The 9784-nt window shown below is 62.4% G+C and carries 5 protein-coding genes and 4 pseudogenes; all 9 read right to left on the bottom strand.

The window, feature by feature from the left end; translation table 11 throughout:
* Nucleotides 1–213, bottom strand: a pseudogene (locus JCM25156_RS21875) (biotin--[acetyl-CoA-carboxylase] ligase); the annotation flags it as partial.
* A gap of 3 nt (nucleotides 214–216) precedes the next feature.
* A complete protein-coding gene (gene nuoN, locus JCM25156_RS05685) occupies nucleotides 217–1641 on the bottom strand; it encodes an NADH-quinone oxidoreductase subunit NuoN (RefSeq protein WP_025812426.1) in 1425 nt (474 codons plus the stop codon).
* Between the two features lie 26 nt (nucleotides 1642–1667).
* Nucleotides 1668–3608: an NADH-quinone oxidoreductase subunit L gene (gene nuoL / locus JCM25156_RS05680; RefSeq protein ID WP_025812425.1), complete on the bottom strand. Its 1941-nt coding sequence runs from the start codon at nucleotides 3606–3608 to the stop codon at nucleotides 1668–1670.
* Between the two features lie 6 nt (nucleotides 3609–3614).
* Nucleotides 3615–3938 (bottom strand): NADH-quinone oxidoreductase subunit NuoK, encoded by a 324-nt coding sequence (gene nuoK, locus JCM25156_RS05675; RefSeq protein ID WP_034958501.1) that lies wholly within the window; start codon nucleotides 3936–3938, stop codon nucleotides 3615–3617.
* The gene (locus JCM25156_RS05670; protein WP_025812423.1) at nucleotides 3931–4704 is read right to left on the bottom strand and encodes an NADH-quinone oxidoreductase subunit J; all 774 of its coding nucleotides are present in this window, start codon (nucleotides 4702–4704) and stop codon (nucleotides 3931–3933) included. Before JCM25156_RS05670 ends, nuoK begins: the two co-directional genes overlap by 8 nt.
* Before the next feature lie 78 nt (nucleotides 4705–4782).
* Nucleotides 4783–5271 (bottom strand): NADH-quinone oxidoreductase subunit NuoI, encoded by a 489-nt coding sequence (gene nuoI / locus JCM25156_RS05665; RefSeq protein WP_025812422.1) that lies wholly within the window; start codon nucleotides 5269–5271, stop codon nucleotides 4783–4785.
* Nucleotides 5271–6292, bottom strand: a pseudogene (gene nuoH / locus JCM25156_RS21870) (NADH-quinone oxidoreductase subunit NuoH). The gene nuoI and the pseudogene nuoH overlap by 1 nt, the downstream one beginning before the upstream one ends.
* 4 nt (nucleotides 6293–6296) lie before the next feature.
* A pseudogene (gene nuoG, locus JCM25156_RS21865) lies at nucleotides 6297–8359 on the bottom strand (NADH-quinone oxidoreductase subunit NuoG).
* Nucleotides 8360–8364: 5 nt separating this feature from the next.
* A pseudogene (gene nuoF / locus JCM25156_RS21860) lies at nucleotides 8365–9689 on the bottom strand (NADH-quinone oxidoreductase subunit NuoF).
* Nucleotides 9690–9784: the final 95 nt, after the last annotated feature.

The raw sequence follows: 9784 nt of genomic DNA, 5'->3' as shown, positions 1-9784 counted from the left end.
CCCCGGATCGGTCCATTCCCGCCCCCGGCTGCCGCGCCCGGCTGTCTGTTCCAGCGCGAGGACCGCGACGCCATTCGCGCCACGCCCCGCTTCCAGCCGGGTCTTGCACAGGTCGGAAGTCGATCCCAGCCGCTCATATACCTCCAGTTGCCATTCTTCCCCGCCTGCGCGGGGAATCCGGATGGTGGAGGAAGCGGCCGGGGTATCAGGCATATGTTACCTGAACAGCGCCGCCGCAGCAGCCTGCGCCGCCGTGGAGACCGGGCCAAGCCCGACCATGAAGAACACGGTCACCAGCCCCATGCCCACGGATACGAAGGAGACGGAAACAGGCGAACGGTCCAGCGCGGGCGCCGCCGCGTCAAAGAACATGACCTTGACGATCCGGATGTAATAATACGCCCCGATCACGCTGCTGACGATACCGATCGCCGCCAGCCCGTAAAGCTGTGCATTGATCGCGGAATAGAACACCATGAGCTTGCCGAAGAAGCCCGCCAGCGGCGGCGCGCCCGCCATGCTGAACATGAACACCGCCATGGCCAGCGCCATGCCGGGATCCGTGCGCCCCAGACCCGCCAGGTCGCTGATACGCGAAACCTCGCGCCCCTTGCGGCGCATGGCGACGATACCGGCAAACGCACCGACATTCATGAACAGATAGGTCACGAGATAGACCAGCGTGCCCCGCGTGCCTTCAGCCGTGCCCGCAGCCATGCCGATCATGGCGTAACCCATATGCCCGATGGAGGAATAGGCCATGAGCCGCTTGATGTTCACCTGCGGGATCGCGGCCAACGAACCGAACACCATGGACGCGGCGGACACCACCTCGATCAGCAGCTGCCACTGGGGCGTCATGCTGCCGAACGGACCGGCCATGACCCGCAGCAGAACCGCGAAGGCCGCGATCTTGGGCGCACCGGCCATATAGGAGGTCACCGGTGTCGGCGCACCTTGGTAAACATCGGGCGTCCACATATGGAACGGCACCATGGACAGCTTGAAGCACAGCCCCACCAGCACGAACACGATGCCAACCATAAGCCCGGCGGGCAGCACGGCGCTACCGCGCACGGCCTGTTGCAGCCCGGCATATTCCAGCGTTCCGGCAAAGCCGTAAGCCAGCGAAATGCCATAGAGCAGAATGCCCGACGCCAGCGACCCAAGCACGAAATACTTGAGCCCCGCTTCCGCCGCCGTCACCCGGTCCCGTGCGAAGGCGCACAGGATGTAGATGGACAGCGAGGAGAGTTCCAGCCCGACAAACAGCGTCATGAGATTGCCCGATGACGCCATGATCATGGTCCCCAGCGTGGAGAACAGGATCAGGACCGGAAATTCGAACTTGTCGATCTCCAGTTCCCGCGCATACCCCACACTCAGCACCAGTGACAGCGCGGCACCGCTCAGGCTCAGCACCTTCATGAAGCGGGCAAAGCCGTCATTGACAAAAACATGGCTGTAGCCGGTGCCATCAGGCGACATGACGACAAGGATGCCGGTGACGACCAAGGCCAGCAGCGTCATCATCGCGCATGAGAAGAAAGCCTGCCCGCGCTTCTGCATCACCCCGGCAAGCAGGATGGCCAGCCCGGACAGGGCCAGCACGATTTCGGGCAGAGCAAGTGTCCAGTTCATTGGTAGTGGCCCTGACATCCTTGGGGTTAGCGGGAAAACAGCATGGTGGAGAGCAGAACCACCAGGCCGATCAACATGGAAAAGGCATAAACCGCGATGGAACCGGTCTGGATACGCACGGCCTGCCCGGCCGTGCCAGCCGTAAGACGGGCCAGCCCTTCGGGTATGCCCTCGACCACACCTTCATCCGCGCCTTTCCACAGCACACGCGCCAGCGCGCGGTAGGGGCGCACGATCACGGCGTCATACAATTCATCGAAATACCACTTGTTCAGCAGGAACAGGTACACCGGGCGCAGGCTGCGGGCCATTGCCGCCGGAATGCCGGGGCTTGCTATATAGCAGACATAGGCTACCGCGATGCCCAGCACGGCGGCGATGGTCGGCACCAGCGCGATAAGCCCCGGTGTCTGTTCAAGCCGGGCGATCACGTCGTGACCGGGAATGCTGGCGATCGCCCCATTCCAGAACGCGGCCTGATGCGCGCCGATATACAGCGGTTCCAGCGCCACACCGGCCACGACCGCGCCGAAGGACAGCAGGACCACGGGCAGCATCATGGATGGCGGGCTTTCATGCGCGCCCTCATACAGGTGTTCGTCACGCGGCTTGCCATGGAAGACCAGGAAGATCAGCCGCCAGCTATACAGCGCGGTGATGAAAGCCGTAAGGCAGCCCATGACCCACCCATAGTGCCCCATGGCGCTATCGGACATCCACGCGGCCTCCAGGATCGCATCCTTCGACCAGTAGCCCGCGAACGGGAAGATACCGGCCAAGGCAAGGCTGCCAATCCACATGCCCGCATAGGTCAGCGGGATTTTGCGCCACAAGCCGCCCATGCGGAACATGTTCTGCTCGTCATGCACGGCATGGATCACGCAACCCGCGCCCAGGAACAGCAGCGCCTTGAAAAAGGCGTGCGTGGTCAGATGGAACATGGAAGCCTGATAGGCCCCGACGCCCACCGCCACGAACATGTAGCCAAGCTGCGAACATGTGGAATAGGCGATGCTGCGCTTGATGTCGGGCTGAACCAGCCCGACAGTGGCGGCGAAGAAGCTGGTCGTGCCACCGATCAGCACGATCAGGTCGCGCGTGACGGGCGCCAGCTCCACCAGCGGCGACATCCGCACCATCAGGAAGACACCGGCGGTAACCATCGTGGCCGCATGGATCAGGGCGGAAACGGGGGTCGGCCCCTCCATCGCGTCCGGCAGCCAGGTGTGCAGGAACAGCTGCGCCGACTTGCCCATCGCGCCGATAAACAGCAGCGTCGCGATCACTTCCAGCAGCGGATGCGTGCCGAACAGGTTGAACGTGTCATGCACATGCGCGGGAATGGCGGCGAAAATGTCATCATAGGACACGCTGCCAAGACGGATGTAGATGAGTGAAATGCCGACAAGGAAAAACAGATCCGCCACACGGTTGACGACAAACGCCTTGATCGCGGCCCGCGCGGCGGAAGGACGGTCATACCAGTACCCGATCAGCAGGTAACTGGCGAGACCAACCCCTTCCCACCCGAAGAAGAGCTGAAGCAGGTTGTCCGATGTCACCAGCATGAGCATCGCGAACGTGAACAGCGAGAGGTAGGAGAAGAAGCGGTACACCGGCGCGCTCTCATGCGCCATGTAACCAACGCTGTACACATGGACCAGCAGCGAAACCACGGTCACCATGGCCACCAGGCTGACCGACAGCGCATCCATGCGCAGTTGCCAGTCCGCCGAGAAGCCCGCCGCGTGGATCCATTCGGCCACGGGAACGATGACGGTGTTCATGCCGCCACCCATCTCGAAGCCCAGCACGCCGATCGCCGAAAGCGCCGCACAGGTCATGAGCCCGATGGTGGTCAGTCGCGCCGCGCCATCGCCCATCAGGTGACCGAAGCCACCAGCGACAAGAAACCCGATAAGGGGCGCGAACACCGCCACCTCGAACAGGAGGGATGCCATCTGCATTTTCCCTTACCCCTTCATCATCGTAATGTCGTCGACTTCGATCGAGCCGCGATTACGGAAATAGACCGTGACAATAGCCAGCCCGATGGCGGATTCCGCCGCCGCGATGGTCAGCACGAACAGGGTCATCACCTGCCCCGACAGATCACCGGTGGCCGCTGAAAACGCCACGAAATTGACATTGGCCGAAAGCAGGATCAGCTCGATCGACATCAGGATGATGATGACGTTCTTGCGGTTCAGGAAAATGCCGAACACCCCCAGAACCAGCAGGATCGCGCCCACACTCAGGTATGGCGCAAGGCCAATCCCCTCAATCGCGTTATCCATTATCCTGTCCTTTCGTCCCGTCCACCGGCGCCACGATCACCAGGGCGGTCTCTCTTTCTTCCTCTGCCTCGCACTGGCGCCAGGCCTCGGTCCCGTAGGTTCCGGGCACGGCCGCCACATCGTAGGAGTCATGCGGGCGCAGGAAACCACCCTGGGCCGCGATACCAGCGCCCAACGGCACCTGCAGCATTTCAAGCGAATCCTGCGGCACGCGATCGTGCTGGCGGTCGATGTTCTGCCTGCGTCCTGTCGGCCGGTCACGCAGGGTCAGCACGATCGCGCCGATCATGGCCACCAGCAGCACGAGCGCACATGCCTGGAACAGGAAAATATAGTGGGTATAGATCACGTCACCCAGGGCGGCCGTATTGGTCCGCGTGGGCGTGGACGGCACGAGATGCCTGATCTGCCCGATATTGCCCGCGACCCGCCAGTGGGTGAACGCCATGAGCAGTTCCACCAGCAGCACGCCACCAACCGCCGCCCCTATGGGGGCGTAACGCTGCATGCCCTCACGCATCTGCGCGAAGCCGACATCCAGCATCATGACGACGAACAGGAAAAGGACCGCGACCGCGCCGACATAGACGATGACCAGCGTCATGGCCAGGAATTCGGCCCCCGCGATCAGGAACAGTCCCGCCGCATTGAAAAACGCCAGTATGAGGAACAGCACCGAATGCACCGGGTTACGGGCACACACCACCATGGTGGCGGACAGAACCAGAACCGCCGCGAAAACATAAAAGACGATTTGGGTCATCATGGGTGAGCTTCCTGCCGCATGGATGTTTCCTCCTGCTGGCATGGCTGCCACGGCCTGCGCCGCGGCGGCCGTGCAATATCAACGGTACGGGGCATCAAGCTCAAGCCTGCGGGCGAGAACGCTTTCCCAGCGGTCGCCATTGGCCAGGAGCTTGTCCTTGTTGTACATAAGTTCTTCGCGGGTTTCGGTCGCGAATTCATAATTCGGCCCTTCGACAATCGCATCGACCGGGCAGGCTTCCTCGCACAGGCCGCAATAGATGCACTTGGTCATATCAATGTCGTAGCGCGTGGTGCGGCGTGAGCCGTCATCGCGCGGTTCGGCCTCGATGGTGATGGCTTCCGCCGGGCATGTCGCCTCGCACAGCTTGCAGGCAATGCAGCGCTCTTCCCCGTTCGGGTAACGCCGCAACGCATGCTCCCCACGGAAACGGGGCGAAAGCGCGCCCTTTTCATACGGGTAGTTGATCGTGGCCTTTGGTTTGAACATCGCCCGGAATGTCACGCTCATGCCCGACACCAGTTCGGACAGCAGCATGGAGCGGGCGGTTTTAGCTAACTTTCCCATTAACCAGCTCCTCCGGGCAGAAGGCCCGTAACCATCAGGAAGCCCGCGCTCAGCACCATCCATGCCAGCGAAAAGGGCAGAAACACCTTCCAGCCCAGCCGCATGAGCTGGTCATAGCGGAAGCGGGGGAATGTCGCGCGCACCCAGATGAACACAAACAGGCAGAACAGGATCTTGGCGATCAGCCACAGCGGTCCCGGTATCCATGTCAGGGGGGCGATGCCCAGCGGCGGCAGCCAGCCACCCAGGAACAGGATGCTGACCATGCCGGACATAAGGAACATGTTCGCGTATTCACCCAGAAAGAACAGGCCGAACGCGAGCGCCGAATATTCGACAAAGAAGCCCGCAACCAGTTCACTCTCACCTTCGGGCAGATCGAACGGCGCGCGGTTCGTCTCGGCCAGTGCGGAGATGAAAAACACGATGAACATGGGGAACATGGGCAGGCAGAACCAGACATGGCGCTGCGCCAGCACGATGTCGTTCAGGTTCAGGCTCCCCACCGCCAGCAGCACCGACACGATCACCAGACCGATCGAGACCTCGTAGGACACCATCTGCGCGGCTGAACGCAGACCGCCCAGAAACGCGTATTTGGAATTGGAGGCCCAGCCCGCGATCAGCATGCCGTAAACGCCCAGGGACGAAATCGCCAGCAGATACAGGACGCCGACATTGATATTGGCGATCGCCAGCCCGTTACCCGTCGGGATGACGCCCAGGCGATCATGGCCAGTGAAAAGGTCAGGAACGGTGCGAACAGGAACAGCACCCGGTTCGCGCCTGACGGGATGACCGTCTCCTTCGTCAGCATCTTGATTGCGTCGGCAAAGGCCTGCAGCACGCCGAACGGGCCGTTCACATTCGGCCCCTTGCGCAACTGCATGGCGGCCATCACCTTACGTTCCGCCAGTGTAAGATACGCCACGCCCAGCAACAGGGGGGCAAGCACGGCCAGTGATTCAAGCACGATCAGCAGGAGCTGGCCAATAAGGGTGTGAAAAAAGAAATAAGCCATCTACCTACTCCGCAGCCTCAATGGCGGGGTGCACGTAAACCCCCGAACAGGTTTCCATGGTCGGGCTTGCACGGCACACGGCATGGGTCAGGTAATAATCGGCAATGACCGGCCGGAACGGCGCGTTCGATACCGGAACCTTGCCCGCCCGGGGGGAAGTGGTATCCGACGTGCATGGCGGCTCCACTCCGCCTGCCCGAATACAGGGTTGGCCTGCACCATGCGCGCGCGCAGGGCCTCCATCGTGTCATAAGGCAGCTTGTGCCCCGCGACTTCGGAGAAGGCACGCAGGATGCGCCAGTCTTCCCGCGCGTCGCCCGGAGCATGACGGCGCGGAACGCCTGCTGCAGCCGCCCCTCGGTATTGGTGTATGTGCCCGGCTTTTCGGCATAGAGCGCGCCCGGCAGGATCACATCCGCCCGCGCCGCGCCCGCATCGCATGATGGCCTGATAGATCACGAAAGTTTTCGGCCCGATCTGGTCAGTCGGGAATTCATCCGCCCCGAGCAGCCATAGCACGTCCACCCCGCCCTTGAGCATGCCCGCCACGTCACGCCCCTTCGGGCCGGGCAGGAAACCAAGGTCAAGCGCCGCCACACGGCTGGCTGCCACATGCAGGATATTGAAACCGTGCCAGTCCGGGGTGATTGCCCCCACCTGCTCCGCGAGTTCCCAGCAGGCGCGTGTTATGGCCGCCCCATCCGGGCGGGTCAGCGCGCCATGCCCCACGATGATCATCGGCTTCTTCGCCTTGGCCAGCACATCGGCGAACGGCAGCTTGCCTGCAGCCAGAGCCGCCAGCGTGTCCGGCCCGTTCCCCAGCACGTCCGCCGCATAGGTCGGATCGGCATTGGGAGCGCCGATCATGGCGATGGGGAATCCACCGCGCCCGGCCGCCAGATACCGCTTGCGGATGCGGGCATTGAGTACGGGCGCTTCCTGCCGGGGGATCGAACCCACAATCAGTAGGGCATCCGCTTCCTCGATCCCGGTGATGCCGGTATTGAAGGTGTAGAAATCACGCCGGGACGTATCGTATTTCGCCCCGTCCTGCCGGCAGTCGATATTGCCGGACCCCAATGTTTCCATGAGATCCTTCAGCGCCATCATGCTCTCGGCATCGCACATGTCGCCCGCGATCGCGCCGATGCGCTGGCCCGGCACATCCTTCAGCCGGGTCGCGATGGTGGCGAAAGCATCCTGCCAGCTTGCAGGCTGGAGCTTGCCATCCACCCGCACCCACGGACGGTCAAGGCGGCGGCGGCGGAACCCGTCAACGACAAAGCGCCCCTTGTCGGCCAGCCATTCCTCGTTCACCTCGTCATTGATGCGCGGCACGATCCGCAGCACGCTCGCGCCACGCGCATGCATGACGATGTTCGTGCCGACCGCATCGCACACGTCGATGGAGTCCGTACGCTTCAGTTCCCATGACCGCGCCGTGAACGCATAAGGCTGCGATGTCAGCGCACCGACGGGGCAGACGTCGATCAGGTTGCCCGACAGTTCGGATGTCAGGGCCTTTTCGACATAGTTGGTGATTTCGAGGTTTTCACCCCGCGAAATCCCACCCAGTTCCGGCACGCCCGCAATTTCGGTGGAAAAACGGATGCAGCGCGTGCACTGGATGCAGCGCGTCATCTCGGTCTTTACCAATGGGCCAAGATACTTGTCCGTTACCGCGCGCTTGTTCTCGCGGTAGCGGGAATGGTCGGCGCCATACCCAAAGGCCTGATCCTGAAGATCGCACTCACCGCCCTGATCGCAGATCGGGCAGTCGAGCGGATGGTTGATCAGCAGGAATTCCATCACCGCCCGGCGGGCGCGGCGCACCACCTCGGTATCGGTGAAGATCTGCATGCCATCGTTTACCGGGAACCCGCAGGACGCGACCGGCTTGCGCCCGCCCGCAACCTCCACCAGGCACATCCGGCAGTTACCCGCGACCGAAAGGCGCTCATGGTAACAGAAACGCGGAATTTCCTTGCCCGCCGCCTCACATGCCTGCAGGGCGCTGGAACCTGGGGGAACCTCTACCGAGATACCGTCAACGGTTACTTTCACCACTGTTCCTACTCCGCAGCTTCAACCATGCCAGCCGGCACCTGCACGCTCCGGCCACTGCCATGCGCCACCTTGTAGGCGCGGATGCGCTCTTCCATCACCGGCCGGAAACGACGGATCAGCCCCTGTATCGGCCATGCCGCCGCATCACCCAGCGCGCAGATGGTATGCCCCTCCACCTGACGGGTCACCTGCTCCAGCATGTCGATTTCCTCGATCTCGGCGCGACCTTCGACCATCCGGTCCATGATCCGCATCATCCAGCCGGTACCCTCGCGGCACGGGGTGCACTGGCCACAGCTTTCATGCTTGAAGAACTTCGAGAACCGCGCGATGGCCGCGATGATGTCCGTGGATTTGTCCATCACGATCATGCACCCGGTGCCAAGGCCGGAACCTTCGGCGCGCAGGCTGTCGTAATCCATCAGCACCGTGTCACAGACCGAACGCGGCAGCATGGGCACCGAACAGCCACCGGGAATGACCGCCAGCAGGTTGTCCCACCCGCCGCGCACGCCACCGCCATGCTTTTCGATGATTTCCTTCATGGGAACGCCGAGTTCTTCTTCAAACACGCAGGGCGTGTTCACATGGCCCGATATGGCCATGAGCTTGCTGCCCGCGTTGTTCGGACGCCCCAGCCCAGAAAACCATGCCGCGCCACGACGCAGGATGGTGGCGGCGACCGCAATGCTTTCCACATTGTTGACTGTAGTGGGACAACCATACAGACCCATCGCCGCCGGGAAGGGCGGCTTCATGCGCGGCTGGCCCTTCTTGCCCTCGATGCTTTCCAGCAGGGCCGTTTCCTCGCCGCAGATATACGCGCCCGCGCCGCGATGGATGTAGAAATCGAAATCCCAGCCGAGCCGCAGGCATTCTTGCCGATCAGGCCAGCAGCATAGGCTTCGTCGATCGCGACCTGGAGGTTCGCGGCCTCGTTATAGAACTCACCACGGATATAGACATAAGCCGTATGCGCCCCCATGGCGAAGGAGGCGATCAGTGCGCTTTCCACCAGCTTGTGCGGGTCATGGCGCAGGATTTCACGATCCTTGCAGGTGCCAGGCTCCGACTCATCACCATTGATAACGAGGTAATGCGGCCGACCGTCGTTCTTTTTGGGCATGAACGACCATTTGACGCCGGTGGGAAAGCCTGCCCCCCCACGCCCACGCAACCCGGAAGCCTTCATTTCGTTAATGATGGCTTCAGGCCCACGGGCGAGAATGGCGGCCGTGTTGTCCCAGTCGCCCCGCGCGCGTGCGCCCGCCAGCTTCCAGTCGTTCTGGCCATACAGGTTGGTAAAGATGCGGTCCTTGTCCTGAAGCATGATTCTATCCCTGCCCCTGCGGCTTCCGCGCCGCGTCACCGACCAGCACCTTGCGCCCACCCGCCGGGGCCGATGTCATGCGCCCTGTCGTGGAG

Source organism: Komagataeibacter kakiaceti JCM 25156, assembly GCF_000613305.1.
Note: the sequence above shows the minus strand (reverse complement) of the source record. Positions and strands in the feature narration are given on the sequence as shown.

Coding starts and splice junctions, on each gene's coding strand:
- nuoL (WP_025812425.1), bottom strand. CDS start 3,608: ATGCAGATGGCATCCCTCCTGTTCGAGGTGGCGGTGTTCGCGCCCCTT.
- nuoI (WP_025812422.1), bottom strand. CDS start 5,271: ATGGGAAAGTTAGCTAAAACCGCCCGCTCCATGCTGCTGTCCGAACTG.
- nuoN (WP_025812426.1), bottom strand. CDS start 1,641: ATGAACTGGACACTTGCTCTGCCCGAAATCGTGCTGGCCCTGTCCGGG.
- JCM25156_RS05670 (WP_025812423.1), bottom strand. CDS start 4,704: ATGATGACCCAAATCGTCTTTTATGTTTTCGCGGCGGTTCTGGTTCTG.
- nuoK (WP_034958501.1), bottom strand. CDS start 3,938: ATGGATAACGCGATTGAGGGGATTGGCCTTGCGCCATACCTGAGTGTG.